Consider the following 26,946-nt stretch of genomic DNA (forward strand, 5'->3'; position numbering starts at 1 on the left):
CAACATCAGCAACAGCAGACATTTGCCAGCGCGGCAAATCTAGGCGCTTAATACAAAACAGCCTAGCCCTAAGCAATACGCGAGCGTATGATTTTAACCGCTTATGCCCTCTTTTAATTGATGTGAAGTTGACCGGAGTTCCTCATGCCAAATGCCCTACTCACAGAACTAGGTATCCAGCTACCGATTATTCAAGCGCCGATGGCGGGCACCTCCACGGTGGCTTTAGCAGCAGCCGTTTCTAATGCCGGCGGTTTAGGCTCACTCGGTTTAGGTATCTGCGACGTGGAACAGGCGCGCGAGCAGATTCAGCAGCTTAAGCAAGCCACCAGCAATCCTTTTAATATCAATTTTTTCTGTCATCAGCCAGCGGTTGCCGACTCTGCTCGTGAGCAGGCCTGGTTAGCATTACTGCAGCCTTATTTTGCTGAGTTTTCTGCGCAACCACCCAGCGAGCTCAATGCCGGCAACCCCAGCTTTGTTGATAACCAAGCCATGTTAGAGATGCTGCTTGATGAACGCCCGCCCGTGGTCAGCTTCCACTTTGGCTTACCCAGTACTGCGTTTATTCAAGCCTTGAAAGATGCGGGGATTAAGCTATTAGCCTGCGCTACTAATCTAAAAGAAGCTAAAGCAATTGAGGACGCCGGTCTAGATGCAATTATCGCCCAAGGTTTTGAAGCGGGAGGACACCGCGGCGTATTTGATCCGACTCATGACGTAAAGCTGGGATTATTCGGCTTACTGCAGTTGTTAAGCAAAGAATGCCAGCTGCCTATTATTGCAACAGGCGGCATTATGCATGGTCAGGCCATCGCACAGGTTATGAACATGGGTGCCAGCGCTGCGCAAATGGGCACTGCTTTTATTTTATGCCCAGAGTCAGCAGCGAATCAGGCGTACCGCGAACAATTAAAAAGTGCACGCGCTTACCATACCGACGTCACTGCAGTGATTTCGGGTCGACCAGCACGCGGCTTGGCCAATCGTTTTCATAGCGAGCTGGCTGATAAGCACGCACTGCTACCAGCGTATCCCAGCACCTACAGCGCCAGCAGAGCATTATATACAGCAGCCAGCCAACACGACTGTTATGACTTCGCACCATTTTGGGCAGGACAATCGGCGCCATTAGCGCGCGAACTGCCTGCGACTGAACTGGTTGCCCTGCTGGCCACAGAGTGGAAAAACGACAGTATTTACTCATTTTAATCGAGCCAATGTGATGTACCAAATCATCCCCATCCAAGCACGGCATGACGCTGATATATGCCGAATTATTCAACAGGTTGGCGCACAGTACGGTGCTGTGGGTGAGGGGTTTGGTCCTGCCGATGCAGAAGTGCGCTGCATGAGTCAGCATTACTTAACCGAAAACCGCAGCCAATACTTAGTCGCGTTGCTTGCTGGGCAAGTGGTTGGCGGCGCTGGCATTGCGCCTTTTGTACACTACACTGAGATCTGTGAGCTAAAAAAGCTGTTTTTGCTACCCAGCAGTCAAGGGCTGGGCATTGGCAAAGCGCTTACGCAAGCCTGTTTAACTTTTGCTATCGAGCAAGGCTATCAGCAGTGTTATCTAGACACCCTAAGCAGCATGCAAACCGCTATTGCGTTGTATGAGCAACTGGGCTTCAAGCACCTCAAGCAGCCTTTAGCTGGTACAGTGCATAGTGGTTGTGACGTATGGATGCTCAAAGCGCTATAAGGGACTGCAGATAACTGCACTCAGTGCAGGCTCTAGCCGTCAGTGTAAACCAGCGCTTTACCAAAGAGGGGCGTGAAGCTGCACGCGTTTCCCAAGAACAAGGCATGCAAAGTGTACCCGCGGTTATTTTCAACAGCCGTCATCTTATTACTGGGGCGCAGGGGGTTGAGGGCTATAGCAATATTCTGCAGCAATGAACTTAGTTGCAAGGCTAGAGTGACTGGCCTACTTCGCACATGACAACTTAAAGGAGACTAAAACCATGTCAGACAATAATCATTACGAGCCGCCCGCCGTATGGCGCTGGGATGCCGAAAATGGTGGTGAATGGGCAAGTATCAATCGCCCGATCGCTGGTCCTACGCATGAGGCACGGTTACCGCGCGGCAAACACCCTTTACAAATCTATTCATTGGGCACACCCAACGGCCAAAAAGTGACCATTATGCTCGAAGAGCTATTGGCTTTAGGCATATCGGGCGCTGAATACGACGCTCACCTGATCAAAATCACTGAAGGTGATCAGTTTTCATCGGGCTTTGTTGAGGTCAACCCCAACTCAAAAATCCCAGCCCTATTTGATAGCGAAACCGGCACTCGGGTATTTGAAAGTGGCGCGATCCTTCTCTATCTGGCGGAGAAATTTGGGCACTTTCTGCCTAAGGACCTCGCAGCACGCACCGAAGTATTAAACTGGCTGTTCTGGCTGCAAGGTTCCGCACCTTACTTGGGCGGTGGTTTTGGCCACTTCTACGCATACGCGCCAGAAAAGCTTGAATACCCAATCGATCGTTTCACCATGGAAGCAAAACGTCAGTTGGACGTATTGGATCGCCAGTTAGCCATACACCGCTATCTAGGCGGAGATGAGTATTCAATTGCCGACATCGCCACTTGGCCCTGGTATGGCAACCTCGTGCTGGGCACGCTGTACGGTGCTGCAGAGTTTTTGCAGGTAGATAGCTATAAGAATCTGCAACGCTGGGCACAGGAGATCTTTCAGCGCCCTGCTGTGCAGCGTGGCCGCAAAGTGAATCGTACTTGGGGCGAGCCTGAAGAGCAGCTCCACGAGCGCCACGACGCCTCAGATTTTGAGCTAAAAACCCAAGATAAACTGGCACCCGAAACGAGCGACTAAAGCACCTGTCCGCGCAAAGCCTGCGGCTTTTCTGGCCCATTATTGAGGCGCCAGGCGTCTAAACTGGGTTTTAAACGTATGCTGCAGAACAGAGTAAATCCTTGGGGCAGCTTGGTGGCAGTGCATCACCGAGTTACGCTGATGGGCAACTGAGGCATCCGGCATGATGCGGGGAACCGCATCATGCCGGAATTGGGTGCACAAGTCGTGGCTTACTTGCCTTCTTTCTTGCAATGAGATCAAGAGAAATTCTTGTTTTTTTGATCGCATCCCTGCGATTATTTTCACTGACAGACAACGCGGCCTAGCGACTTGCCAAGACGCATCTGATTGGCAAAAGGGAGCACGCCGCTTCGCAGCGAAGGGCTGATCAGAATTGAGTCTTTCAGCCCAAGCCTTTTACTACCCCCACGTAGCCGTTCAGATCATCTTTATCGATAGCCGCCTGCAGGCTATCCGGCCGCGCTGTTCAGTACGTCGCGGGTGTGGCGGGCAATCATCCACTCCTCATTGGTGGGCACAACCCACACCGATGTGGCGCTGTCTTTGGTGCTGATGCAGGGCCCGTGCTGCTCGTTGGCGGCGGCGTCAAGCTTGATGCCCGCCCAACCGGCCAGCGCACAGACCTTCTCCCGGATTGGGGCCGAGTACTGGCCGATTCCGGCGGTGAATACCAGCGCATCCAGCCCGCCCAAAGCTGCCGTCAAAGCGCCCAGCTCCCGATTTATGCGATAGACATACAGATCGATGGCTTCCTGGGCGGCGAGTTCCTCGCTGGCCAGCAGCGTGCGCATGTCGTTGCTGATGCCAGACACGCCCAGCAGTCCCGAGCGGTAATACAGTAATTCACTCACCTCAGCGCTGCTCATGCCCCACTCGTCCTGCAGATACAGCCCCACACCCGGATCGAGGTTGCCGCAGCGGGTGCCCATCGGTAACCCATCCAGGGCGGTGAAGCCCATGGTGGTATCCACGCTCTTAAGGTTGCGCAGTGCACACATGCTGGCGCCGTTACCCAAGTGGGCCACAATCACACGACCGCTGGCCAATGTCGGCCCGATGATATCAGGCAGTGCTTGCGCCATATATTCGTACGACAGGCCGTGAAAGCCATAGCGGCGAACGCCAGCGTCGTGGTATTTCCGAGGTAAGGCAAAGCGTTGCGCAAGTTCTGGCACATGCCGGTGGAACGCGGTGTCGAAGCAGGCCACCTGCGGCATCTCAGGTTGCAGTTCGGTCAAGGTAGCGACACCGGCCAGATTGTGCGGTTGATGCAGGGGCGCCAGCGGGTCGAGTTTTTTGAGTTCAGCCAGCACAGCGTCGGTCACCAGCACCGGTCCGTCAAACAGGGTGCCGCCATGGACCACCCGGTGCCCCACTGCGGCAATGTCACGGGCGACCTCGCGCTGCCGGCCCCATTCGACCAACGCCGCCATCGCTTGGCCATGATCAAGACCGTCACCAACAACTTCGTCGATGACCGATTCGCCGTTGCGATCAAAAGCACTCAGGCGCGTCTGCCCATTGATACCCTCAATCTGCCCATGCCCGAGTAGCGGTAGCGCCGGTTCTTCACCGTCATAGAGTCCGAATTTTATACTTGATGAGCCGCTGTTCAGTACCAGTACGTCGCCTTTCATGCTAATGCCTCGCGTTGATGATTGAACAGCAAAACAGCCAATGCGCACGATGCCAGCCGGCTGATGGTGTCATCGGCGCGACTGGTGAGAACAATTGGCACGCTGGCGCCAAGCAAGATGCCTGCACTTTCGGCGCCACCCAAGTATTCCAGCTGTTTGGCCAACATGTTGCCAGATACCAGATCCGGCACTATCAGTATATCCGCCTGCCCTGCCACCGGGGATACAATGCCCTTGATGGCGGCTGCCTCTGCCGACACCGCGTTATCCAGCGCCAGAGGACCATCGATGATCGCACCGGTAATCTGGCCACGATCGGCCATCTTGCACAGCGCCGCTGCGTCTAGGGTTGATTGTATGCCGGCAGTGACCGTCTCAACCGCCGATAGCACGGCAACCTTGGGTTGTTCGATACCAAGGGCATGGGCTAGATCAATGGCGTTCTGGGTAATGTCGCGCTTATCCTCTAGGGTTGGGGTGATATTGATTGCCGCATCCGTGATGAACAAGGGTTGGGCGTAGGTGGGCACATCAAACGCAAACACATGGCTGATGCGCCGTTCGGTGCGAAGGCCTGTTGCCCTAGCGACCACAGCGCTCAGTAACTCATCAGTATGCAGGCTGCCCTTCATCAGCGCATCTACCTCACCTGCACGCGCAAGCGCAACGGCCTTCTCGGCAGCAGCGTGGCTATGGCGAGTATCCACCAGCCTGTACGGCGAAAGATCAATCTGTTCGGCCTCGGCAACGGCGCGAATTTTATGTTCCGGACCAATCAGTATCGGCTCAATCAATCCGTGCTCGGCGGCGGCCACCGCGCCGATGAGCGATGTCTTGTCCACCGGATGCACCACAGCGGTGCGCATCGCTGGGTACTGTTTGGCGCCTTCCATTAAGCGATGCAAGTGCAAGCGCTCAGCGAGGTGCACATCCGGCAGTGCCCTGCGAGGTCGTTTCACTTTCTCGGTCGGTGCCCTCACCTCGGCGGCACCGCTGATCACGGTTTCACCTTGTTGGTTGACGCAGCGGCAATCCAGTGTCACCCGGTGTTGTTCCGGTTTTTTTTCTATCACCTTGACGGTAACCGTGACCACATCACCCAACCCTATAGAGCGGTGAAAGCTCAGGTTTTGATTGAGATATAGTGTACCCGGGCCGGGCAACTGAGTGCCGAGTACAGCGGATATCAGCGCACCACCCCACAAACCATGGGCGATGGCCTCGTGAAAGGTGCTGCTTTTGGCGTAATCTTCATCTACATGCGCTGGGTCAGAATCGCCGGACAGCACTGCAAACAGCTTGATGTCCGCCATGGTGAGCCGGCGTTCAAGGCTGGCGGAATCGCCAATCTGTATTTCGTCGAAGGTACTGTTTTCAATATATTCCATAGTGCGTTCCCTGGCTATTATGTATGCCGGCACGTTGTACTTATCTGGCCTGATTTTTTAACCATACCTGTGCCGGGATGGTTTACAGCAATAACAACTTACTCGTTGTGCTGTAATGTCATCGCGATCATCCTCTGAAAACCATGTTTTATAGTCGATAACGATGATATTGCGTCTGAAATCAAAGAACTTCCAACTCAAGCTTAACCTATGACAGATCCACCCGACAGCCATAAAACAGCAACGGCTGCGACACGGCTGTTTTATCAATTCTCGCTTCAGGTGCTGCGTAATTTTCAAAGAGTCAAATCAATCAAATATGAGTCGATATTGGTCACGAGAACAGTCACAGCAAGAATGCGCGTAGATAATTTGAGGAAAAGACAGGGTTTTTGCTACCCAGAAATGAAAAAACCCGTTAAGTATCAACTACTTAACGGGTTTTCGTAATATGGCGCAGTGGACGGGACTCGAACCCGCGACCCCCGGCGTGACAGGCCGGTATTCTAACCAACTGAACTACCACTGCGCAATTCTTGAAAGATTATGGTGGGTGATGACGGGATCGAACCGCCGACCCTCTGCTTGTAAGGCAGATGCTCTCCCAGCTGAGCTAATCACCCATGGTCTTTCCAAGAGGTGCGTATGATAGACAGCAGAAAGGCTTTTGGCAAGTGCAACCGGTCTTGTTAGCAAAATAAATAGCCTTCCCGCTCATTTCTAAGGGGGAAGGCCTGTATGCATTAGGCTAACGCAACTGAATTTGCAGCTTAGCTGTTATCAATAATCACCTTCAGTGCTTTTTCTTTGCTGGCATTGGAGAACACCTCATAGGCGCGCATAAAGTCAGCAAAGGGGAAGCGGTGGGTGATCATCTCCGCTGGTTTGAGCTTGCCGGACTGGACGTTTTTCAACAGCATCGGCGTGGTGTTGGTGTTAACCAAGCCTGTGGTCAGGGTGATGTTTTTAATCCACAGGTCTTGCAGCTGCAGATCAACACTGGAGCCGTGCACACCAACGTTGGCGATATTGCCGCCTGGGCGCACCACCGCTTGGCAGATATCAAAGGTCGCGGCAATACCTACTGCTTCAATCACTACATCAATGCCATCTTTGGTCATCGCCAGCAGCTCGGCCGCCGCATCACTGGTTGCGCTATTGATCACATCCGTGGCACCGAAGGTTTTTGCCATGGCTAAGCGCGAGTCATCGATGTCGACCATAATTAAGCGCGCAGGTGAGAAAAACTGTGCTGTTAATAACGCGGCCATACCAATCGGCCCAGCACCAACAATGGCAACGGTATCGCCAGGCTGCACCGCGCCGTAGAGCACGCCAATCTCAAAGCCGGTGGGTAAAATATCACTGAGCATCACCAGCGCTTCTTCATCTGCGCCTTCTGGGACATGGTGCAAGCTGTTATCTGCATGCGGTGTGCGTACATATTCTGCCTGGGTGCCATCGATCAAGTGGCCGAGAATCCAACCGCCATCTTCACAGTGGGAATACAGCTGTTTTTTGCAGTAATCGCACTTACCGCAGGCACTCACGCAAGAAATAATCACCCGGTCGCCTTTTTTAAAGCGCGTTACAGCACTACCGACTTCCTCAACAACACCAACGCCTTCGTGTCCGAGAATCCGTCCTGGCGTCACCGCTGGCACATCACCTTGCAGAATGTGCAGGTCGGTTCCGCAAATGGTGGTTTTAACAATTTTTACAATGGCGTCGGTTGGCTGCAGGATTTTTGGTGCGGGTACCGTCTCTAACGACTTAACACCTGGACCACCGTAAACAATGGCTTGCATTTCATTTGGCATAGTCATGATTGATTCCTCTCTTGTATCCCTGTCTAGATTAGACAAAGATTTGCAAAAAACGGCTAAAGCACATAGAGCGGCTCAGCGACTCATCATTAGCACATAACCTTGAATATGCTATGACATGCGTCACATAAGCAAGATCGATATACTTAGGCCTTAAGTATTAGAGCTGTTCTTTTTAAGGCCTCGATTGACCGTTTGGATGACGTGCACGCAAGCCTTAATGCATAATCCTTGATCGTCCAAGCGCAAGGATTAGCTCAATTTAGTACTCAGTGGATGCGTTACAGCTATCGTAGACGGTGTAATACTCGTGCCGTAGGCCAACACCTCAACCCCAGCAGCTTTAGCCTCAGCCAGCGCTGCAGCGTACTCAGGATCGATTTCCTTAGCCGCGCGCACGGCTGTAATTTCGCTCAGATTGACGCAATAGATCAGCACTGCACGCTGACCACTGGCGGCGAGTGTAGTTAATTCACGCAAATGCTTGGCGCCGCGAGTGGTGACTGCATCAGGAAAGGCGGCCGTAGCGCTATCAGCAAAACCTAAGGTGACACTCTTGACCTCAACAAATACCGGTTGCCCATCGAGCTCTAAACAAAAGTCTGCACGGCTGTTTTCTTCACCGTATTTCACTTCACGACGCAGCTGAGTAAAGCCGGCCAATTCAGTAATCACCCCTGCGCTGAGTGCTTCTTCGACTAAGCGATTGGCGCGCCCAGTGTTAATGCAAGCCATGCGCCCATGCGGGGTTTCGACCAGCTCCCAGGTGGCTTTAAGCTTGCGCTTTGGATCATCATTGCGACTGAACCAAACCCGCGCGCCTTCGGCCATGCAATTCTTCATCGAGCCGGTATTGGCGCAATGCGCGGTGACCAAGCTGCCATCGGCGCATTCAATATCGGCAAAGAAACGCTTATATCGCTTGAGTAAGCGCCCTTCTTCTAGGATGGGATCAAACTGCATGCTGCGCCTTCCAGCTGACTAAGCCACGAGCAATACGCTCAACCGCCTGCTCTAGACGCGGTACACTTTGCGTATAGGCAAAACGCACATGCTGATGAGCACGCGAACGACCAAAATCGACACCTGGGGTAATAGCCACTTGTTCGGTTTCTAAGAAGTGGCGGCAGAAATCAAAGGCATCGCCACCAAAGCCAGAAATATCGGCATACAGATAAAACGCGCCCTGCGGCTCTACTTCAATCTTAAAGCCCAACTCACGCAGCGCCGGTAATAAGTAATCACGGCGCGCAGCAAATTCAGCACGGCGCTCTTCAAATATCGCGATGGTATCCGGCTCAAAACAGGCCAAGGCGGCATGCTGCGATAAAGTCGGCGCACTGATGTAGATATTTTGCGCGAGCTTTTCCAGCTCAGGCACTGCCGCTTCTGGCGCGACTAACCAGCCTAAGCGCCAGCCGGTCATGCCAAAGTATTTAGAGAAACTATTGAGGACAAAGGCATCGTTATCCACTTCTAAAACACTGGCGGCATCCATGCCATAGGTCAGGCCATGGTAAATCTCATCCACCACCAAATGCCCGCCGCGTTCATGTAGCGCCGCCGATAGTGCTTTTAATTCCTCACGACTCAGCACAGTACCGGTTGGGTTTGCCGGTGACGCCACCAACGCGCCAACACTGTCTTGATCCCAATAACGCTCAACTAAGCCTGCGGTAAGCTGATAATTCACCTCTGGCCCGACCGGCACCAGTTGTGCATTGCCTTCAACTAAACGCAAAAAGTGACGGTTACAGGGATAACCCGGATCAGCCAACAACCAATGCTTACCCGGATCAACCAACAAGGCACTGGCCAGCAACAGCGCACCGGAGCCACCTGGGGTGATCATAATCCGCTCAGGATTTATATCTAAGCCGTAACGGCTGGCATAAAAACCAGCAATCGCCTCACGTAAAGCAGGCAGTCCTCGCGCCGCGGTATAGCGTGTATGGCCCGAGGCTAAAGCGGCCTGACCGGCTTGAATAATCGGCTCGGCGGTATTGAAATCCGGCTCGCCAATTTCTAAATGGATCACGTCGTGGCCTTCAGCTTGCAGCTCATTGGCACGCTGTAATAAGGCCATCACATGAAAGGGTTCAATTGCGCGACTGCGGGCGCTATAGGAAAAAGTCATAGTATCCACTCTTATAAACAACGGTGTGAGTCGAGCAATTAATTAAATTCAGCCAGCTGCTCACATAACTGCTCAAGCGCTGCAAACATTTGCAAGCTTGGGCGCTCTAAGCCGTGGTCCGGCACTTCTAATACTTGGCCAAACTGCACCGCTCGGATAACCGGCCACGCCTGCCACATCTGCGCCAAGCGTGAGCTGCCAAGCAAAATAACATCAGGGTTGCGTGCAATCACTGATTCGACACTGACTGCGGTGCCGACAAAGCGAGATCAGCATATATATTTTGTGCACCACACACGCGCAGTGCATCACTGATAGTTTGCTCACCACCCAAGGTGTACATGGGTGCGTCCCATGCTTGGTAAAAAACCTTTAATGGTACATCACGCTGATAGCGTGCACGCATCTGCGCCAGCTGTTGCTGCAACTCAATGGTGAGTTCCGCACCGCACTGCTCTGCGCCAACCAGCGCACCAATATCTGCAAACTGCTGGGCCAATTCATCCATAGTTTGCGCATCAGCGCTAAACACTGGCACACCCAACTGCTGTAACTGCTTAAGTTGCATCTGAGAAATACTGCTGGGCCAGTGCAAAACCAAATCGGCTTGCAAGCTGAGCAGTGTTTCCAACTCAAACTGGGCAAACTGCCCGACTGAAGCGATGTCTGCCAGCCCCTTTGCTCGCGGCACAGCATCTAAGATGCCAACTAGGGCAGACTCGGCCTGCAAGTCGAGCATGATTTCAGTCAGCGAGGGCGCTAGGCTAACAACCCGTTCAGCCGCTAGCAGTGGCAATAGCGCAGCACTGATCCAACAGAGGCAGCTGAGTGTGACAACCCGCAAAGCCATCATGACAATTGGCGAGGCGTGCGATACAGCCAAAACAGTACCGGTGTGGCCAACGCCAGCAAGACCACGACAGGCAATTCGAGGCCGATCGTTTTAGCCAAAGCAGCCGTCCAAGCAGGAATACAGGCATACCACAAGGCATGCAAACGTGTATGCAACAAGCATTGCCAAGCAGCAGGCTCTTGCTCAGTATGACGCGCTTTACCCACGGCTATTACTGCATGTTTAAAGCGCTGAAAAGGTTTATGACTTAAAAATAACAATGATAAAGAAACAGCAAAAAACGACAGCGACAACAACTCAGTATGCTCACCCAAATCAAAACTGCGCTTAGGAAACAGCCATACAGGAAACATAGCAACAGTCAGTTGCAGCCACCACAGCACACACAACGTGCGACGCGCATCATTAGGACTCACGATTCGTGCTCAGCCTGATGTTCACGGCCCAGTAAATGGCCTAACTTGCCAGCTTTAGTTGCTAAGTACAGTTTATTGTAGGTATTTTGCCCTACCTGCAGCGATACACGGCGGGCGACTTCAACACCGAAACCTTGCAGCGCACTGACTTTACGTGGGTTATTGGTCATTAACTTCAACGAGTGCACGCCTAGATGGTCAAGCATCGGCTGACAAATAGAGTAATCACGCAAGTCTGCAGCAAAGCCCAGCTGTTCATTGGCTTCAACCGTATCTGCACCACCATCTTGCAAATTATAGGCGCGAATTTTATTCAGCAAACCAATGCCACGCCCTTCTTGACGCAGGTATAACAATACTCCGCGCCCTTCTTCGGCAATCGCGCGCAAAGCGGCTTCAAGCTGCGCGCCACAATCACAGCGCAAGCTAAACAAAGCATCACCGGTCAGACACTCAGAATGCAAACGGCCGAGTACAGGCTGACCATCAGCGATATCCCCTAAGGTTAATGCAACATGCTCTTTGCCTGTTTCTTCATCAAAGAAACCATGCATGGTGAACTCAGCAAATGGGGTGGGTAATTTGGAGGCAGCGACAAAAACGACAGACACCAGAATAACTCCTAGGCTTTTATAGGTGGCGCATTGTAGCGCTTCACCTCTGACTCGAACAGGCAAACCGACATTATGTTAATTTTGACTTAAATGCGCACTCACTCAAACAACGCATCCAAGGCCTCTTCGAGGCGCGTAACAGCGATCACTTCTAGCCCAGCAGGCATTTCACGCGGCGCATTGGCTTTGGGCACAATAGCGCGTTTAAAGCCATGCTTGGCTGCTTCTTTTAAACGCTCTTGGCCACTGGGCACAGGCCTGATCTCACCGGACAAGCCGATTTCGCCAAACACCAACAAACCATGTTCAAGCGGACGGTTAAGCAGGCTGGAAATAATGGCGGCCATCAAGGCTAAATCCGATGCTGTTTCCAACACTTTTACGCCACCCACCACATTCAGAAATACATCTTGATCGTGAGTGGGGATACCGCCATGACGGTGCAACACGGCGAGCAACATCGCCAAGCGGTTTTGGTCCAAGCCAACGGTTACCCGGCGCGGATTACCTAAATGGCTGGTATCAACTAAGGCCTGCACTTCAATCAACATTGGTCGCGAGCCTTCCCACGTTGCCATCACCACACTGCCCGATACCGCTTCTTGGGCACGATTAAGAAAAATAGCCGAGGGATTTGAGACTTCTTTAAGGCCGCGATCAGTCATGCCAAACACGCCCAGCTCATTGACTGCGCCAAAGCGATTTTTCACTGCGCGCAGCATACGCAAACGGCCATCTGCTTCACCTTCAAAATAAAGCACGGTATCCACCATATGCTCCAGCACGCGCGGCCCAGCTAACGCGCCGTCCTTAGTGACATGTCCGACTAAGAAAATCGCTGTGCCACTTTGTTTGGCATAACGCACCAGTAAGGCGGCACTTTCACGCACTTGCGAGACACCGCCAGGAGCGGATTGTAACTGTTCAGTAAAAATTGTTTGAATCGAGTCAATCACCATCACCCGTGGTTTTTCTCGGCGCGCGACGGCTAATATCGTTTCAATACAGGTTTCGGTCATCACTTTGAGCTTGTCTTGCGGCAAATCGAGTCGACGTGCACGCATCGCCACTTGCTGCTGAGACTCTTCACCTGTGACGTACAGCGCTGTGGTGGTTTTTGCCATGTTGCACAGGGTTTGCAAAAGAATTGTGGATTTACCGATACCAGGATCACCACCGAGCAATACTACTGAGCCATCGACTAAGCCTCCGCCAAGGACGCGGTCAAGCTCACCCGATTGCGTTGAGAATCGCGGGACTTCTTCCACACTGACTTGCGCTAAGGTTTTCAGCTCAGCTTGATCACCAGCCCAACCGGCGCGGCCCGTTTTCTCCGATGTACCTGCTTCAATCATGGTCTCAACGAGCGTATTCCAAACACCACACTCGCCGCATTGCCCTGCCCATTTTGGAAAAGTCGATCCACACTCGGTACAACCGTACATACGCTTGGCCTTAGCCATACTGCGCTCCCCTGTTTGCGATGTTGTTGTCTGCTTTTTGTGTTTGTGAGTCTGATTTAAAATACACTGGTATTGTATACAGCAGTCTAGTAAATGCAAACTCACACCCTTTACACATCTTGCAAACCACACCGATGATCAATAGCAGTGTGCGGGTGTTGTGGCAAGCGAAGCCAAGGATGGCGCAGCGCCCGCATCACGCCAGGAAGGCGTGTTAAGGGAAGAACAACACTTGCACGCTGCGTTATGCGCAGAAAATGCTCGTTTTTTTTGATTTTAAGTTGATAAGCAAGTGCGCTGCATCCCGTACTTCGGAATTGGTGTTTATCCGTCGATGAACCCATCCTGGGTTCAACTCCGGCGCTCACCATCCATGGCTCGCTTGTCACACCAACCCCGAAGTACTCGTTGATCAAAGGTGTTGTTAGCATGATTGATATAGGGCTCGTCTGTTTCTGCAAATTTTAAAGTTAACTGTGTGAATTGTTGTTTCACTTTCACCATTCACAATACTAAAAATGACCAGACACACTGCCTATCAGCACAACACACTGCCTTAAAAGAGCCATGCTACACACTTGAAAACTATACCGATGATCGATAGCAGTGTGCGGGTGTTGTGGCGAGCGAAGCCAAGGATGGCGCAGCGCCCGCATCACGTCAGGAAGACGTGTTAAGGGAAGAACAACACTTGCACGCTGCGTTATGCGCAGAAAATGCTCGTTTTTTTTGATTTTAAGTTGATAAACAAGTGCGCTGCATCCCGTACTTCGGAATTGGTGTTTATCCGTCGATGAACCCATCCTGGGTTCAACTCCGGCGCTCACCATCCATGGCTCGCTTGTCACACCAACCCCGAAGTACTCGTTGATCAACGGCGCTGTTATTAAGATTGATATAGGGCTCGTCCGATTCTGAATACATTGAGTTTGAATGTGAGTTTTTTAGAAGATTAGCAAACCACACCAATAATCAATGCTCTTGCTTTAAAAGAACCGTGCTACACGCTTGAAAACCACACCGATGATCAATAGCAGTGTGCGGGTGTTGTGGCAAGCGAAGCCAAGGATGGCGTAGCGCCCGCATCACGCCAGGAAGGCGTGTTAAGGGAAGAACAACACCTGCACGCTGCAACATGCACAGATCATGCTTTAAAAGCGCCATGCTACACACTTGAAAACAACACCAATGATCAATAGCAGTGTGCGGGTGTTGTGGCGAGCGAAGCCAAGGATGGCGTAGCGCCCGCATCACGCCAGGAAGGCGTGTTAAGGGAAGAACAACACTTGCACGCTGCGTTATGCGCAGAAAATGCTCGTTTTTTTTGATTTTAAGTTGATAAGCAAGTGCGCTGCATCCCGTACTTCGGAATTGGTGTTTATCCGTCGATGAACCCATCCTGGGTTCAACTCCGGCGCTCACCATCCATGGCTCGCTTGTCACACCAACCCCGAAGTACTCGTTGATCAACGGCGCTGTTATTAAGATTGATATAGGGCTCGTCCGATTCTGAACACATTGAGTTTGAATGTGAGTTTTTAGAAGATTAGCAAACCACACCAATAATCAATGCTCTTGCTTTAAAAGAACCGTGCTACACGCTTGAAAACCACACCGATGATCAATAGCAGTGTGCGGGTGTTGTGGCAAGCGAAGCCAAGGATGGCGCAGCGCCCGCATCACGCCAGGAAGGCGTGTTAAGGGAAGAACAACACCTGCACGCTGCAACATGCACAGATCATGCTTTAAAAGCGCCATGCTACACACTTGAAAACAACACCAATGATCAATAGCAGTGTGCGGGTGTTGTGGCGAGCGAAGCCAAGGATGGCGTAGCGCCCGCATCACGCCAGGAAGGCGTGTTAAGGGAAGAACAACACCTGCACGCTGTGTTATGCGCAAAAAATGCTCGATGTTTTTGATTGTCTATTTACTGGCGGGTACCACACAGGCCGACAATGAGCCTTGCGGGCGAACACGCCCGCATTTAAAGATCTCAAAGCACTAGTAACAACAAAACAACTAGCCGCCACAACCACCACAGCAGCCGCCAGCTGGATGCGTCAGCTTACGCATTAATATAGCCTGCAACGCAGTGCACTGCTGCTCAAGCATTTGCGTATCATCAGCACTTAGTGTTTCTGTGCCCTCTTGCACAGCAGCTAAGCGCACAGCTAACTGTTCATACTCAGCAACTCGAGCGGCAAAACTCGGATCATCGTCACACAAATCTATTAAATCTTGCGCAAGATTCGGTGCATCTTTAATCAAAGGGTGTACAGCAGTTGTCATTAGAAAATCCTCTTTGTTATGAATTAAAACAATACAGCGTGCAGCAAAAATCACCCTTGATTGCAGTCAAGAGCTTTAAATTGTGAAATAGCTTGCACTGAACGCAAACGAGAAGTATTCTCATTTGCGCAATAAACAAACATAAGGACCTTAAAATGACTTACTTCATTGATGCTTGGCTCGACCGCCCACAACCTTACCTGCGCATCGTAAATCGCTTAACAGGAAATGTCTGCGTGCAAATTGAAGGGAAAGAATTAGAAGATTTACGCGAACAAGGCGCGCTGGATATTAATGATTTAAATAACCCAGAGCCTTTAATGGTAAAAGAACAGGTACGCAATTTATTTTTAATGTGCTATGCCCAAGCAGCTCGCATGGGCACAGCACAGGCCTTAAATTATTAAGACACAACCTCAAGCAATTCAACATCAAACACTAACGCACTGTGCGCAGGAATGGCGCCAACCGCTTGACCAGCGTACGCTAATTCGCTTGGCACGGTTAAGCGCCATTTGCTACCGCAGGTCATCAACTGCAGCGCTTCGGTCCAGCCGGCAATCACACCTGATACTGGGAATTCTGCTGGCTCGCCGCGCTGATAGGAGCTATCAAACACTGTGCCATTGGTTAATGTGCCGTGGTAATGCACACGTACAGTGCTTTCACCGGTAGGCTGAGCACCGTCACCCGTTTCAATCACTTCATACTGCAAGCCTGAAGCCAAGGTGGTAACGCCATCTTTTTTAGCATTTTGAGCCAAAAACTCAATGCCTTCAGCTGCAGCAGCTTTAGCTTTAACTTCTGCTTCTGCTTCCATGCGCTCACGGATCACAGTAAAGCTGGCATTCAGCTCTTCACCTGAAACAGCCAACTGCTCGCCATTAAATGCACTAAGTAAACCAGTAACGACTGCATCAACGCTAACACCAGGAGGTGGATTGTGACGTAACTGCTCACCCATTTGACGACCGATACCGTAACTTACTCGTGCTTCATCAGTGCTCAGATCTAACTCAGACATGCATGCCTCCATTGGCAAATAAAAACCGCAGGTTGCGGTGGATTGAAAGTCTATTGAGGTGCAGTATCCTAACAGAGCCACTGTGAAAACCCGAGCTAAAAACCATGCTCTTTAGCTCTTTTTGGAGAGTTTTATGATGATTCGCTATCTATTACTGGTCAGCGTACTGGCTTTAAGCGCTTGTCAGTCCCACCGCCTTACCGAGCTTGATTATCAACCCGAGCGTAACTACCACGGCCTGCAAAGCTGGCAATGGGCCAACCCTGCAATACAATTTATACCGGACTCTGATCAACATAAAAGTGATTTGGACACCGAGCGTGTGCGCAATGCTATAAGCGAGCAACTAACCCAACAAGGCTTCCAGTACAGCGATAACGCACAATTACAGGTACGCGCTTGGTTGATTACAGAAGAAAAGCAACAGCGCACACAGGTTATGCAAAGTGACTATTGGGGTGGGATTTGGGGACCAGGCCTGCGTGCAGAAAGTTATGACACAACCTATAGCACACAAAAACTACAAATTGACCTGCTCGACGCTCACACTCAACAGCTGATTTGGCGTGGCAGCGACAGCTGGACATTACCACAACAACGCATCAGCCCTAGGGCACGGGACACTAAGCTGCGTCAGCAGGTGCAACAGATTCTTCAGCACTTTCCGCCGCAATAAACCCTGCTAGGCATTATCAAGCAGTATAATTATTGAGTTTTATGGAGGCACTGAATAATGTTGCCGAGGCAGTCAGGGCTAGGCGCAACGACCAACGGGAGTAACAGCCAAAGATTGGCCGAAGGGCGAGTGCTAGCGAGTCAAATCGGCGAAAAAGCGGATTTTACACTGAGTAAATGAGCACTTTAAGCCGTTTTTTAGCACCCCTGACAACGTAGGTAATTATTCAGCGCTTCCATGTGGCAAAACGACTGATTTACTGATGACTATAGGTGGCATTCGGGTGGATCGGCACAATTAAATCATTTTAGTTAAGCTCGTGTAATAATTCGTCCGCACTTAACAGGAAACAATTAAACCCAAGATATCAGCATGCTGCACGGGCCAACACTTTAGCCTAAGCGCGGTCTCGATTATGCTATTGCCACATAATTTAAGTGAGTCTGTTATGCGCATTTTGTTTATTGCCTTCTTATGTTTACTGCAGCTGCCTGCTTACGCTGGTTTTTTCAGCTCATCAAACAGCAACTCAGGCACTGCTGCCTTCAATAACAGCGCTGATTTTTTACCGGTAGAGCAGGCATTTACAGCCCAAGCCGTTGAAAACTCAGACAACACTGTTGCGATTCGCTTTAGCAATGCCGATGGTTATTACCTGTACCGCCACCGTTTATCCTTTAGCACTGCATCGCCTGGGGTAAGTTTTGGCGAGCCGCAACTGCCCGATGGCGAAGAACGCAGCGATGAGTTCTTTGGTGATATCGAGGCTTATTACGGCAGCTTGGATATTATTTTGCCGGTAATTAACCCAGACAACCTACCCTACACCCTCGATGTCGGCTATCAAGGTTGCGCTGACCTAGGCCTGTGCTACCCGCCCGAAGTGCTGTCTTTTGAGCTCAATCAGCCGGTTAACAGCTCCTCAATGTGGACCTGGCAAGAAATTGCACTGTTTTTTCTCGCTGGCTTAGGCCTGACTTTTACTCCCTGTGTTTTACCGATGCTGCCGATTTTAACTGGCGTGGTGCTGCGCGGTGAAATAGGCGGCGCGCGCAGCTTTGTTTTGTCCAGCGTTTACGTGGTCTCGATGGCGCTGTGCTTTGCAGTACTGGGTGCACTCATGGGCGTATTCGGTGCCGAACTGAATATTCAAGCGCGTCTGCAATCACCTTGGGTGTTGATCCCCTTTGCCGCGTTTTTTTCCCTGTTTGCGCTGGCCATGTTTGGCCTGTTTGAAATGCGCCTGCCGCAGTTTATCAGTGGACCATTGCATAACTTATCCGGCAAGACCAAAGGTGGCTCTATTATTGGCGCGGCAGTGCTCGGTGTATTTTCCAGCTTGCTGGTGTCGCCTTGTGTTTCCGCACCTTTGGCTGCAGCCTTGCTGTATATCAGCGCCAGTGGTGATGCTTGGGGTGGCGGTTTAAAGCTGCTCGCGCTAGGTCTGGGCATGGGCGCACCACTGGTACTCTTTGCCACTGGCGGTGGCAAACTGCTACCCAAGTCTGGTGCCTGGATGCTGGCTGTGCGTAATGCCTTTGGCGTGCTGCTACTGGCCGTTGCTCTTTGGCTGCTGGACCGCGTGCTGCCCGGCCCTGTCACTTTAATGCTGTGGGGCGCGCTCGCCGCAGGTGTTGCCATTCAGCTTGGCACCTTAGAGTTTGGTAAAAAATCAGCTACACAAAAAATGGCGCAACTGCTCGGTTTGGCACTGCTGGTCTACGCTCTTACCGCGTGGGTCGGCGCACTGCAAGGCCAATCCAATCCGCTACAACCACTGTCCAGCAGCAGTAACGGTGTATTGCTCAATACTGGCAGCAACGCCAGCACAGCAAGCAATGACGTCGCTAGCGCATCTACAGCGTGGCTAACAATAACTGATGTTAAGGTGTTGCAGAGCCAGCTCGAACAGGCCCAGCAAGCTGGCCTACCGGCGATCGTCGACTGGTATGCAGATTGGTGCATCAGCTGCAAGGTGATCGAGCGCAATGTGTTAGAACACCCGCACGTGCGCGAGCTGTTCGTGCAAGGCAACTATCAACTATTGCGTTTAGACATCACTGAAAACACACCCGAGCACCGCGCGTTACTCAATCAATTTCAGCTGTTTGGCCCGCCGGTGATACAGTTTTTTGCTGAAAACGGCAGTGAGTTAGACACCTTGCGCGTGGTCGGTGAAGTCAATGCAACGCAGTTTATTGAGCGCCTCAACCAAGCCGCAGCCATGCGTTAATCCGGCATTTAGGTTTAATGAAGCTGTAGGGCGTATTAAGGCGTTTTGGTCGTCCGTTTATGAGCCACATGGGTTTGTCCGTTATTTAGGTTTAACGGGGCTGTTTTAATGAGGTTGTAGGGCGGGCACTTGTGCCCGCGAGCAGGTTTTCAAATCATGCGAGCGGACTTTCAACCCATGCGAGTCCAGAGCCTAACCATTGATCATTCCTGCACAAATATGCCGCTAAAAGCAACAATTGGCGTTCAATGACCGAGGTATCAGCCAAAATTTGCAGATAAACATATTGGCAAAACCCCCTGCGCGGTGTTCACGCGGGCACAAGTGCCCGCCCTACATTTTGGGCGTATTGAGGTGTTTTGCACAGAGCGGTTACTGACGATCAATCATCATCAAACTGGTAGCTGCCAGGCGCCAGATTATCAAAGCGCGTGTACTTGCCCTGGAAGGCTAAGCGCACAGTACCAATCGGCCCGTTACGCTGCTTACCAATGATCACTTCGGCAACACCCTTGTACTCAGTTTCCGGGTGATACACCTCATCACGATAGACAAACATAATCACGTCAGCATCTTGCTCGATGGCTCCAGACTCACGCAAGTCTGAGTTAATCGGGCGCTTATTCGGGCGCTGCTCAAGCGAGCGGTTGAGCTGCGACAAGGCCACTACGGGGCAGTTAAACTCTTTCGCCAGCGCTTTTAACGAGCGCGAAATCTCAGAGATCTCATTGGTACGGTTATCACTGCCGCTGCCGCCAAGCTGCATCAACTGCAGGTAATCGACCATGATCAAGCCAATTTCACCGTGCTCACGCGCCAAGCGTCGGGTGCGTGCACGCATATCTGAAGGACTGATCCCAGCCGAGTCATCAATAAACAACTTGCGCCCTTCAAGCAAGTTCACCGCCGAGGTCAAGCGCGGCCAATCGTCATCATCTAAGCGTCCGGCACGCACTTTAGTTTGGTCAATACGCCCGAGCGAAGACAGCATACGCATTACCAGGGACTCAGCCGGCATCTCTAAGGAATAGACTAAAATCGCTTTATCGGAGCGCATCAGCGCGTTCTCGACAAGGTTCATGGCGAAGGTGGTTTTACCCATCGACGGGCGCCCAGCCACGATGATTAAATCTGCAGGCTGCAAACCACTGGTTTTTTCATCCAAATCAGTGAAGCCAGTGGAAAGACCGGTGATCGCTGCATCACTGTTGAACAAGGTGTCAATGGTGTCAATTACACTGGCCAATAAATCATTGAGGCCGACTGGACCGCCGGTTTTTGGACGCGCCTCAGCAATCTGGAAGATTTTGCGCTCAGCTTCGTCAAGAATCTCACTGCCACTTCTGCCCTTGGGCGCATAGGCGCTGTCAGCAATATCATTACTGATGCTGATCAGCTGGCGTAAGGTGGCGCGCTCACGAATAATTTGCGCATAAGCTTTAATATTCGCGACCGAAGGAATGTTTCTGGCTAAATCACCAAGATAGGCTAGACCGCCAATTTGACTCAGCTGCCCTTCTTGCTCCAGCTGCTCAGACAGGGTGACCACATCAAAGGGTTCGTTACGTTCTGCTAAGCGTGCAATAGCGCGAAAAATCAAACGATGATCTTGCCGATAGAAATCGCCATCCGAAACCTGATCCAGCACCCGCTCCCAGGCATTATTATCCAGCATCAAGCCGCCCAGCACAGATTGCTCAGCTTCCACCGAGTGCGGCGGCAGCTTTAGGGCTGCTGTTTCTAAATCATATTGTTGGGGAACGTTTATTTCGTTCATGCAATACACCCGCTGTAAGCAAAGCTAAATATCGAGCAAGCTATTAAACAACAAAAGGCACGCATCTATACAGATAACGTGCCTTTTGTACCATCAGTTAACAAGCGTTAACCGATAGGGCGATTAGCCTGCAACTACAATCAATTTGACTGTAGCTTCGATGTCAGTGTGCAAATGCACAGTAACATCGTATTCGCCAGTTTGACGAATGGTGCCGTGCGGCAAGCGCACTTCACTTCTGTTCACTTCAACGCCTGAAGCAGTCAGTGCATCAGCAATATCGTGGGTACCGATAGAACCGAACAACTTGCCTTCTTCACCTGTGTTAGCAGTGATAGTCACTTCCAACTCAGACAATTGAGCAGCACGTGCTTCTGCTTCTGCACGCTTCTCGGCAGCAACTTTTTCAAGTTCTGCACGACGTGCTTCAAACGCTGCAATGTTTGCTGCAGTTGCAGCTGTTGCTTTGCGTTGTGGTAATAAAAAGTTACGTCCGTAGCCGGACTTAACAGTTACTTTGTCGCCCAAGTCGCCTAGATTTGCGACTTTCTCTAGCAGGATGACTTCCATTTGAGTCTCACCTCTTGAATTTCAACGTTCACCGTTCGCAGAGTCGGAATCATTATCTTGAGTCCGTAAACCGCGAAAATCAAAAACACTATCGACGATAGTCAGTACCACTAAAAACGGATAAACCACCTGTGTAAACAGCACAATACCGATATACAAACCAATCAGCCAAAAGTTACCGCTACGGTAGCGAGCGACCAATCCATGTACAACAGCCAGGCCTGCGATCATCAGTGGCACACTGCACACGGGCGTTAAAACTGCAGCTTGTATCCCGAGGCTTGGCGCAAACAACATACCAAACACTAGGGGGAACACGACACCAACCGGTAGGCGCAAGCCTTGAAACTCTAGCGCAAACCCACCTGGGTTATATAAAACTGCTTGCCAGTAACGCGCAATAAGCACACTCAGTACACATAGTATTTGCAACACTGCGGCCATCAAGCCGGTTAACACCGGAACAATCAAGCTTTGTAATTGCAAACGCTGTTCAGTGGTTAACTGCTCGTAAAGCTCAGAAAGCACTTTAGGCATCAACGCATTCAGCTCTGCAGCTAAATCCGTTAAGGGTTGGGCAAAAACAACACCCAATACCCAAGTACAAAACACGCCGATCAATAGGCTTACAAGTAAGACTCTTGACCAAGACCCTGTTGCACGCAATGTATACGCCAATGCTATAGCACCCACTAAGCCCAAAAGCGGTCGTGGATCAGCAAAATAGGCCCACATCAAAGCGGGTAACAAAGCCCAAACAATGACACTTAATGCGTCATTCAGGCCGCGTCGTAACAACACTAAACTAACAGCAGCAGCGCTGAGCCAAAACATCATCGGCACAGCAGATGCTAAAGCCACCACAGTGATGGCTTGCACACGCCCACGCATAATAAACTCAGCGAGTATACGCATGCTCTAATCTATCCATCTAAACGGCACAGCAATCAATCAATTGTTGTGACTGTCGGTGTATGGCAGCAATGCTAAAAAGCGTGCGCGTTTGATTGCAGTGGACAATTGGCGCTGATACTTAGCTTTAGTGCCAGTAATACGGCTTGGTACAATCTTGCCCGTTTCTGATACATAAGCTTTCAATGTATTTAAATCTTTGTAATCGATCTCAATGACATCTTCAGCTGTAAAACGGCAAAACTTACGGCGGCGGAAAAAACGTGCCATGACTGTGGCTCCTCAGTTAGATCTAGGATTACTCATCAACTTCGCTGTCGCTGTCGTCGTCACCATCTTCTTCGGTGTCTTCGGCAGTTTCAGGACGTTCACGACGCTCACGACGCTCGCTACGGTTTTCTTCAGCCTTTAACATCTCAGACTGTTCAGTAACCGCTTCGTCACGACGAATGATCAAGTTACGCAATACTGCATCGTTGTAGCGGAAACTGTCTTCCAGTTCTGCTAAAGCTTTGCCGCTGCACTCAACGTTGAGCAAAATGTAGTGAGCTTTATGGATGTCGTTAATAGCGTAAGCTAATTGGCGACGGCCCCAGTCTTCTTGACGATGAATTTTACCACCATCTTCTTCGATCAGTTTGGCATAACGCTCAACCATACCGCCGACTTGTTCGCTTTGATCCGGGTGGACCAAGAACACTATTTCGTAATGACGCATAGATGCTCCTTACGGGTTGTAGCCTGCCGCAGCATGCGGTCAGACAAGGAGTGAATGAAATTTGTATTGCCTATTACATGGGTAATACGCGCAATGCAAGAGGCGCATTCTAAAGAAGCACGCCTCGCTACGCAAGGTCAGAGTTAGGAAAGGTCTATTTAAACCTTAAAAGCTCTGTTTATTTTGCCGTTAAGCGCTGGCGTTGCGCTTCAAACAAGCACACTCCAGTGGCTACAGAGACATTTAAGCTGCTGACACTGCCCTGCATCGGCAAGTGCACTAAGTAATCGCAAAGCTCGCGAGTGAGGCGGCGCATGCCAGTGCCTTCTGCACCCATTACCACAATCAGCGGCCCAGTCATATCTTGCTGATATAGACTTTGCTCAGCATCACCATCGGCACCAACGACCCATAGGCCTTTTTGTTGCAGCTTCTGTAATGCGCGCGCCAGATTGGTAACAGCGACCAACGGTACAACCTCTGCTGCACCGCAGGCTACTTTACGCACCGTGGCATTTAACGTGGCCGACTTATCTTTGGGAATGATCACTGCATGCACACCCGCCGCATCAGCGGTACGCAAACAGGCGCCAAGGTTATGTGGATCTGTCACACCATCAAGCACCAGTAACAAAGGCGGCACTTCTAGGCGATCCAGTAACTCATCGAGCATCTGCTCGCCCCAGATTTGACTGGGACTGACTTTAGCTAAGACTCCTTGGTGCACACCATCAACCAGCTCATCCATCTCGCGACGACTGATGGTAGTGCTTTGTACACGCGCTTCATCAGCAAGATCACGCAACACCTGTACACGCGGATCACTGCGGCCATCAGCCAGAATCAGTTGCTTGACGCGCTTGGGGTGATAACGCAGTAACGCCTCAACCGCATGCACGCCGTAGACATTTTCTAGATCACTCATAATGGCCTGATTTCCTTGACTTGCTCACCACTTTACGTTTGCGGCTCTTGGCTTTGGGCTTACCTTTAGCTGCACTGTCTTTCTTCGTATCGGCAGAATCTTTAACTTTGCCTGCTGCCGCTTTTTTAGTGCCTTTAGGCTTAGGAGCCGGACCTGCTTTGCCCTTGCCCGGCGCAGACACAGGGTGTTTATCGGTACTGACACCCTCTTGACTCATTTCAAAGTCAATTTTGCGCTCATCCAAATCAACCCGCGCCACAATCACTTCCACGGTATCGCCCAAGCGGAAACTGCGACCGCTGCGCTCACCACTCAGGCGATGATGTACTGCATCAAAATGGTAATAATCACCCGGCAAGGCGGTCACGTGCACTAAGCCTTCAACGTAGATATCGGTTAACTCAACAAACAGACCAAAGCCAGTGACGGAGGTAATCACACCTTCAAAGGTATCGCCAACGCGGTCCAACATAAACTCACATTTGAGCCAAGTCACCACATCACGGGTGGCCTCATCAGCACGACGCTCAGTCAATGAGACCTCAACACCGATTTGCTCTAAACGCGGCAAATCATACGGGTAAATGCGCGCTTTAGGCATGCTGGCGGCACCGACACGCTGAACATGCTCAGTTTCTTTGCGCGAACGCACAACGCTGCGTACCGCACGATGATTAAGCAAATCAGCATAACGGCGAATCGGTGAGGTAAAGTGCGTGTAGCCTTCATAATTCAGACCAAAGTGGCCGTTATTATCCGGGCTGTACACTGCTTGGCTCAATGAACGCAGCATCACAGTTTGAATCAACTGAAAGTCTGGACGCTCACGCACCGTTTCCAATAGCGCTAAATAGTCTTTAGGGGTTGGATCGCCTTTACCGCGATTGAGGGTTAAACCTAAACTGGTCAAAAAACCACGGAGTTTTTCCAGTTTTTCTGCCGGCGGGCCATCATGCACACGGTATAAACCGGGCATCTCATGGTCTTCCAAGAAACTGGCCATGGCCACGTTAGCGCAGAGCATACATTCTTCAATCAGCTTATGCGCATCGTTACGCACAGTCGGTAAGATTTCAGCAATCTTGCGGTCTTCACCAAACACGATATGCGTTTCACGGGTTTCAAAATCAATTGCGCCACGGGCATGACGCTGCTTTTGTAAGGCCTTATATACCGCGTACAGCTCTTTAACATGCGGTGCGACATCAGCAAATTCAGCCAGAAACTTTTTGCCTTCCGCGCTGCGCGGATGCTCCAGCATGGCGCTAACAGTGTCATAGGTTAAGCGCGCATGCGATTGAATCACCGCCTCATAAAACTGATAGCCAATCATTTTTCCCGATTTAGCTAGGGCAATTTCACAGACCATTGCCAAACGGTCGACATGCGGATTGAGTGAGCACAAACCATTGGACAACTCCTCTGGCAGCATTGGGATGACGCGCTCAGGAAAATACACTGAGTTACCGCGAATCATTGCTTCAGCATCAAGTGCAGAACCAACTTTAACGTAATGCGACACATCAGCTATGGCAACAAATAAGCGCCAACCACTGGCTCCTGCATCTGGCGTGCTGCCACTGCGTGGCTCGCAATACACCGCATCATCAAAGTCACGGGCATCAGCACCATCAATGGTGACGAAAGGTAAGTGGCGTAAATCAACGCGCTTTTCTTTGTCTTTTTCTTCCACCTCTGGCTTGAAACGTTTTGCTTCTTTCAGCACTTCAGTGGGCCACACATGCGGGATATCGTAGTTGCGCAGCGCAACTTCAATCTCCATGCCGGGCGCCATATAGTCACCGAGCACTTCAACAATATTGCCTTGCGCCTGAAAACGAGGAGTAGGCCAATGGGTAATGGCTACTTCGACCAACTGGCCAACCTGCGCACCGCCGGCACGCCCTGGGCTGACTAAGACTTCTTGTTGCATTTTTTTGTTATCGGGCAGGACAAAGCCAATGCCATTTTCTTCGTTGTAGCGGCCCACAATAGACTCATGCGCGCGCACCACTACTTCAGCAATCGCACCTTCACGGCGGCCGCGTCGATCAAAGCCCACTACGCGCGCCAAAGCACGGTCACCATCAAATACTAAACGCATCTGCGTGGGGCTTAAAAATAAGTCATCGCCACCGGCATCTGGGATTAAAAAGCCAAAACCATCACGGTGACCGCTGACGCGACCCACCACTAAATCGAGCTTATCTACCGGAGCATAAGCACCACGACGGGTGTATACCACTTGCGCATCGCGCTCCATTGCGCGCAGGCGGCGGCGTAATGCTTCCAGATCTTCTTCCGTGGTTAAACCAAACTCTGCCGCTAGTTGCTCACGCGACGCAGGTGCACCGCGCTCAGCCAAGTGATGTAAAATCAACTCTCGACTAGGAATGGGGTTATCGTATTTCTCCGCTTCACGAGCGGCCTCAGGGTCGAGGGTTTGCCAATCGGCTGTCAAATTAAATTCACCTTACTTTTTTTAAAAAAATGGTGAAATGAATAGTTGTTCATATCACCGTACAGCGCGTCTAATTTAACAGATTTTTTAGCGCGCAGGGGTTTACAAGATCTTTTATCGGCCGTATAGTTCGCGGCCACAACGTTATGTAATGGACGTTGTACCATGGAAACTATGC

Annotated in this window: 25 protein-coding genes, 2 tRNA genes and 1 pseudogene; 6 read left to right on the top strand and 22 right to left on the bottom strand. The window is 51.0% G+C overall.

The genetic code is table 11. From position 1 onward, the window contains the following. Positions 1 to 144: 144 nt before the first annotated feature. The 3 genes from FXF61_RS10020 (at position 145) to yghU (ending at position 2,843) form a co-directional block, all read left to right on the top strand. On the top strand, positions 145 to 1,212 hold the full coding sequence (locus FXF61_RS10020; RefSeq protein WP_151185128.1) for a nitronate monooxygenase family protein: 1,068 nt from the start codon (positions 145 to 147) through the stop codon (positions 1,210 to 1,212). A gap of 13 nt (positions 1,213 to 1,225) precedes the next feature. Next, entirely contained in the window at positions 1,226 to 1,705 is a 480-nt protein-coding gene (locus tag FXF61_RS10025) for a GNAT family N-acetyltransferase (protein ID WP_218571795.1), read from the top strand. A 262-nt stretch (positions 1,706 to 1,967) separates the two neighbouring features. Further along, a complete protein-coding gene (gene yghU, locus FXF61_RS10030) occupies positions 1,968 to 2,843 on the top strand; it encodes a glutathione-dependent disulfide-bond oxidoreductase (RefSeq protein ID WP_151185130.1) in 876 nt (291 codons plus the stop codon). A gap of 452 nt (positions 2,844 to 3,295) precedes the next feature. Here yghU and FXF61_RS10035 read toward each other — a convergent pair whose 3' ends face one another. The 14 genes and pseudogenes from FXF61_RS10035 to FXF61_RS10110 all read right to left on the bottom strand — a co-directional run bounded on the left by FXF61_RS10035 (position 3,296) and on the right by FXF61_RS10110 (position 15,472). Further along, positions 3,296 to 4,483 (bottom strand): acetate/propionate family kinase, encoded by a 1,188-nt coding sequence (locus FXF61_RS10035; RefSeq protein WP_151185131.1) that lies wholly within the window; start codon positions 4,481 to 4,483, stop codon positions 3,296 to 3,298. Further along, positions 4,480 to 5,871 carry a bifunctional enoyl-CoA hydratase/phosphate acetyltransferase gene (locus FXF61_RS10040; RefSeq protein ID WP_151185132.1) on the bottom strand — a complete coding sequence of 464 codons (1,392 nt, stop codon included), beginning with the start codon at positions 5,869 to 5,871 and terminating at the stop codon, positions 4,480 to 4,482. The genes FXF61_RS10035 and FXF61_RS10040 overlap by 4 nt, the downstream gene beginning before the upstream one ends. 452 nt (positions 5,872 to 6,323) lie before the next feature. Continuing rightward, positions 6,324 to 6,400: transfer RNA gene (locus FXF61_RS10045), tRNA-Asp, on the bottom strand. An 18-nt stretch (positions 6,401 to 6,418) separates the two neighbouring features. Beyond that, positions 6,419 to 6,494, bottom strand: a tRNA-Val gene (locus FXF61_RS10050). Between the two features lie 147 nt (positions 6,495 to 6,641). After that, entirely contained in the window at positions 6,642 to 7,679 is a 1,038-nt protein-coding gene (locus tag FXF61_RS10055; RefSeq protein ID WP_151186072.1) for a zinc-dependent alcohol dehydrogenase family protein, read from the bottom strand. A 270-nt stretch (positions 7,680 to 7,949) separates the two neighbouring features. Next, positions 7,950 to 8,660 carry a DNA/RNA nuclease SfsA gene (sfsA, locus tag FXF61_RS10060; protein WP_151185133.1) on the bottom strand — a complete coding sequence of 237 codons (711 nt, stop codon included), beginning with the start codon at positions 8,658 to 8,660 and terminating at the stop codon, positions 7,950 to 7,952. After that, positions 8,650 to 9,834, bottom strand: coding sequence for a pyridoxal phosphate-dependent aminotransferase (locus tag FXF61_RS10065; RefSeq protein ID WP_151185134.1), 1,185 nt, complete (start codon positions 9,832 to 9,834; stop codon positions 8,650 to 8,652). Before FXF61_RS10065 ends, sfsA begins: the two co-directional genes overlap by 11 nt. Positions 9,835 to 9,872: 38 nt before the next feature. Further along, positions 9,873 to 10,684, bottom strand: a pseudogene (locus tag FXF61_RS10070) (helical backbone metal receptor). Continuing rightward, complete coding sequence (locus tag FXF61_RS10075; RefSeq protein WP_151185135.1) at positions 10,684 to 11,103, bottom strand: MFS transporter; 420 nt, start codon at positions 11,101 to 11,103, stop codon at positions 10,684 to 10,686. The pseudogene FXF61_RS10070 and the gene FXF61_RS10075 overlap by 1 nt, the downstream one beginning before the upstream one ends. Further along, complete coding sequence (gene ribA, locus FXF61_RS10080; protein ID WP_151185136.1) at positions 11,100 to 11,714, bottom strand: GTP cyclohydrolase II; 615 nt, start codon at positions 11,712 to 11,714, stop codon at positions 11,100 to 11,102. Before ribA ends, FXF61_RS10075 begins: the two co-directional genes overlap by 4 nt. A gap of 101 nt (positions 11,715 to 11,815) precedes the next feature. Beyond that, on the bottom strand, positions 11,816 to 13,180 hold the full coding sequence (gene radA / locus FXF61_RS10085) for a DNA repair protein RadA (RefSeq protein ID WP_151185137.1): 1,365 nt from the start codon (positions 13,178 to 13,180) through the stop codon (positions 11,816 to 11,818). Positions 13,181 to 14,152: 972 nt separating this feature from the next. Beyond that, complete coding sequence (locus FXF61_RS14925; protein WP_178087298.1) at positions 14,153 to 14,317, bottom strand: hypothetical protein; 165 nt, start codon at positions 14,315 to 14,317, stop codon at positions 14,153 to 14,155. A gap of 429 nt (positions 14,318 to 14,746) precedes the next feature. Continuing rightward, a complete protein-coding gene (locus tag FXF61_RS10105) occupies positions 14,747 to 15,082 on the bottom strand; it encodes a hypothetical protein (RefSeq protein ID WP_151185142.1) in 336 nt (111 codons plus the stop codon). 120 nt (positions 15,083 to 15,202) lie between these two features. Beyond that, complete coding sequence (locus tag FXF61_RS10110; protein ID WP_151185143.1) at positions 15,203 to 15,472, bottom strand: GTP-binding protein; 270 nt, start codon at positions 15,470 to 15,472, stop codon at positions 15,203 to 15,205. Positions 15,473 to 15,627: 155 nt separating this feature from the next. On the opposite strand from FXF61_RS10110, the gene FXF61_RS10115 reads away from it, so the two are divergent. After that, positions 15,628 to 15,879 carry a hypothetical protein gene (locus FXF61_RS10115; RefSeq protein WP_151185145.1) on the top strand — a complete coding sequence of 84 codons (252 nt, stop codon included), beginning with the start codon at positions 15,628 to 15,630 and terminating at the stop codon, positions 15,877 to 15,879. Here FXF61_RS10115 and FXF61_RS10120 read toward each other — a convergent pair. Then, the gene (locus FXF61_RS10120; protein WP_151185146.1) at positions 15,876 to 16,496 is read right to left on the bottom strand and encodes an FKBP-type peptidyl-prolyl cis-trans isomerase; all 621 of its coding nucleotides are present in this window, start codon (positions 16,494 to 16,496) and stop codon (positions 15,876 to 15,878) included. The genes FXF61_RS10115 and FXF61_RS10120 overlap by 4 nt on opposite strands. Positions 16,497 to 16,629: 133 nt before the next feature. Here FXF61_RS10120 and FXF61_RS10125 point away from each other — a divergent pair, with 133 nt between their 5' ends. Both FXF61_RS10125 and dsbD read left to right on the top strand, forming a co-directional pair. Then, positions 16,630 to 17,172, top strand: coding sequence for a DUF4136 domain-containing protein (locus FXF61_RS10125; RefSeq protein ID WP_151185147.1), 543 nt, complete (start codon positions 16,630 to 16,632; stop codon positions 17,170 to 17,172). A 448-nt stretch (positions 17,173 to 17,620) separates the two neighbouring features. After that, on the top strand, positions 17,621 to 19,405 hold the full coding sequence (gene dsbD, locus FXF61_RS10130) for a protein-disulfide reductase DsbD (protein ID WP_151185149.1): 1,785 nt from the start codon (positions 17,621 to 17,623) through the stop codon (positions 19,403 to 19,405). Between the two features lie 382 nt (positions 19,406 to 19,787). On the opposite strand, the gene dnaB is transcribed toward dsbD, so the two are convergent. The 7 genes from dnaB to rnr form a co-directional block, all read right to left on the bottom strand. Then, positions 19,788 to 21,182 carry a replicative DNA helicase gene (dnaB, locus tag FXF61_RS10135; RefSeq protein WP_151185150.1) on the bottom strand — a complete coding sequence of 465 codons (1,395 nt, stop codon included), beginning with the start codon at positions 21,180 to 21,182 and terminating at the stop codon, positions 19,788 to 19,790. 123 nt (positions 21,183 to 21,305) lie between these two features. After that, the gene (gene rplI, locus FXF61_RS10140; protein WP_151185151.1) at positions 21,306 to 21,752 is read right to left on the bottom strand and encodes a 50S ribosomal protein L9; all 447 of its coding nucleotides are present in this window, start codon (positions 21,750 to 21,752) and stop codon (positions 21,306 to 21,308) included. 21 nt (positions 21,753 to 21,773) lie between these two features. After that, positions 21,774 to 22,667 (bottom strand): hypothetical protein, encoded by an 894-nt coding sequence (locus FXF61_RS10145; RefSeq protein ID WP_151185153.1) that lies wholly within the window; start codon positions 22,665 to 22,667, stop codon positions 21,774 to 21,776. A gap of 36 nt (positions 22,668 to 22,703) precedes the next feature. After that, positions 22,704 to 22,934, bottom strand: a complete 231-nt coding sequence (gene rpsR / locus FXF61_RS10150) for a 30S ribosomal protein S18 (protein ID WP_151185155.1) — start codon at positions 22,932 to 22,934, stop codon at positions 22,704 to 22,706. 28 nt (positions 22,935 to 22,962) lie between these two features. Further along, the gene (rpsF, locus tag FXF61_RS10155) at positions 22,963 to 23,382 is read right to left on the bottom strand and encodes a 30S ribosomal protein S6 (protein ID WP_151185156.1); all 420 of its coding nucleotides are present in this window, start codon (positions 23,380 to 23,382) and stop codon (positions 22,963 to 22,965) included. A 178-nt stretch (positions 23,383 to 23,560) separates the two neighbouring features. After that, complete coding sequence (gene rlmB / locus FXF61_RS10160; protein ID WP_151185158.1) at positions 23,561 to 24,307, bottom strand: 23S rRNA (guanosine(2251)-2'-O)-methyltransferase RlmB; 747 nt, start codon at positions 24,305 to 24,307, stop codon at positions 23,561 to 23,563. Then, positions 24,300 to 26,768, bottom strand: coding sequence for a ribonuclease R (gene rnr / locus FXF61_RS10165; protein WP_151185160.1), 2,469 nt, complete (start codon positions 26,766 to 26,768; stop codon positions 24,300 to 24,302). Before rnr ends, rlmB begins: the two co-directional genes overlap by 8 nt. Positions 26,769 to 26,946 lie beyond the last annotated feature (178 nt).

Source organism: Pseudomonas sp. C27(2019) (assembly GCF_008807395.1).
Lineage (GTDB): Bacteria > Pseudomonadota > Gammaproteobacteria > Pseudomonadales > Pseudomonadaceae > Denitrificimonas.

Excerpts from the sequence above, each read along its gene's own strand:
- FXF61_RS10020 (WP_151185128.1), top strand. The coding sequence starts at position 145 with ATGCCAAATGCCCTACTCACAGAACTAGGTATCCAGCTACCGATTATT.
- FXF61_RS10025 (WP_218571795.1), top strand. The coding sequence starts at position 1,226 with ATGTACCAAATCATCCCCATCCAAGCACGGCATGACGCTGATATATGC.
- yghU (WP_151185130.1), top strand. The coding sequence starts at position 1,968 with ATGTCAGACAATAATCATTACGAGCCGCCCGCCGTATGGCGCTGGGAT.
- FXF61_RS10035 (WP_151185131.1), bottom strand. The coding sequence starts at position 4,483 with ATGAAAGGCGACGTACTGGTACTGAACAGCGGCTCATCAAGTATAAAA.
- FXF61_RS10040 (WP_151185132.1), bottom strand. The coding sequence starts at position 5,871 with ATGGAATATATTGAAAACAGTACCTTCGACGAAATACAGATTGGCGAT.
- FXF61_RS10055 (WP_151186072.1), bottom strand. The coding sequence starts at position 7,679 with ATGCAAGCCATTGTTTACGGTGGTCCAGGTGTTAAGTCGTTAGAGACG.
- sfsA (WP_151185133.1), bottom strand. The coding sequence starts at position 8,660 with ATGCAGTTTGATCCCATCCTAGAAGAAGGGCGCTTACTCAAGCGATAT.
- FXF61_RS10065 (WP_151185134.1), bottom strand. The coding sequence starts at position 9,834 with ATGACTTTTTCCTATAGCGCCCGCAGTCGCGCAATTGAACCCTTTCAT.
- radA (WP_151185137.1), bottom strand. The coding sequence starts at position 13,180 with ATGGCTAAGGCCAAGCGTATGTACGGTTGTACCGAGTGTGGATCGACT.
- FXF61_RS14925 (WP_178087298.1), bottom strand. The coding sequence starts at position 14,317 with ATGTTGCAGCGTGCAGGTGTTGTTCTTCCCTTAACACGCCTTCCTGGC.
- FXF61_RS10110 (WP_151185143.1), bottom strand. The coding sequence starts at position 15,472 with ATGACAACTGCTGTACACCCTTTGATTAAAGATGCACCGAATCTTGCG.
- FXF61_RS10115 (WP_151185145.1), top strand. The coding sequence starts at position 15,628 with ATGACTTACTTCATTGATGCTTGGCTCGACCGCCCACAACCTTACCTG.
- FXF61_RS10120 (WP_151185146.1), bottom strand. The coding sequence starts at position 16,496 with ATGTCTGAGTTAGATCTGAGCACTGATGAAGCACGAGTAAGTTACGGT.
- FXF61_RS10125 (WP_151185147.1), top strand. The coding sequence starts at position 16,630 with ATGATGATTCGCTATCTATTACTGGTCAGCGTACTGGCTTTAAGCGCT.
- dsbD (WP_151185149.1), top strand. The coding sequence starts at position 17,621 with ATGCGCATTTTGTTTATTGCCTTCTTATGTTTACTGCAGCTGCCTGCT.
- dnaB (WP_151185150.1), bottom strand. The coding sequence starts at position 21,182 with ATGAACGAAATAAACGTTCCCCAACAATATGATTTAGAAACAGCAGCC.
- rplI (WP_151185151.1), bottom strand. The coding sequence starts at position 21,752 with ATGGAAGTCATCCTGCTAGAGAAAGTCGCAAATCTAGGCGACTTGGGC.
- FXF61_RS10145 (WP_151185153.1), bottom strand. The coding sequence starts at position 22,667 with ATGCGTATACTCGCTGAGTTTATTATGCGTGGGCGTGTGCAAGCCATC.
- rpsR (WP_151185155.1), bottom strand. The coding sequence starts at position 22,934 with ATGGCACGTTTTTTCCGCCGCCGTAAGTTTTGCCGTTTTACAGCTGAA.
- rpsF (WP_151185156.1), bottom strand. The coding sequence starts at position 23,382 with ATGCGTCATTACGAAATAGTGTTCTTGGTCCACCCGGATCAAAGCGAA.
- rlmB (WP_151185158.1), bottom strand. The coding sequence starts at position 24,307 with ATGAGTGATCTAGAAAATGTCTACGGCGTGCATGCGGTTGAGGCGTTA.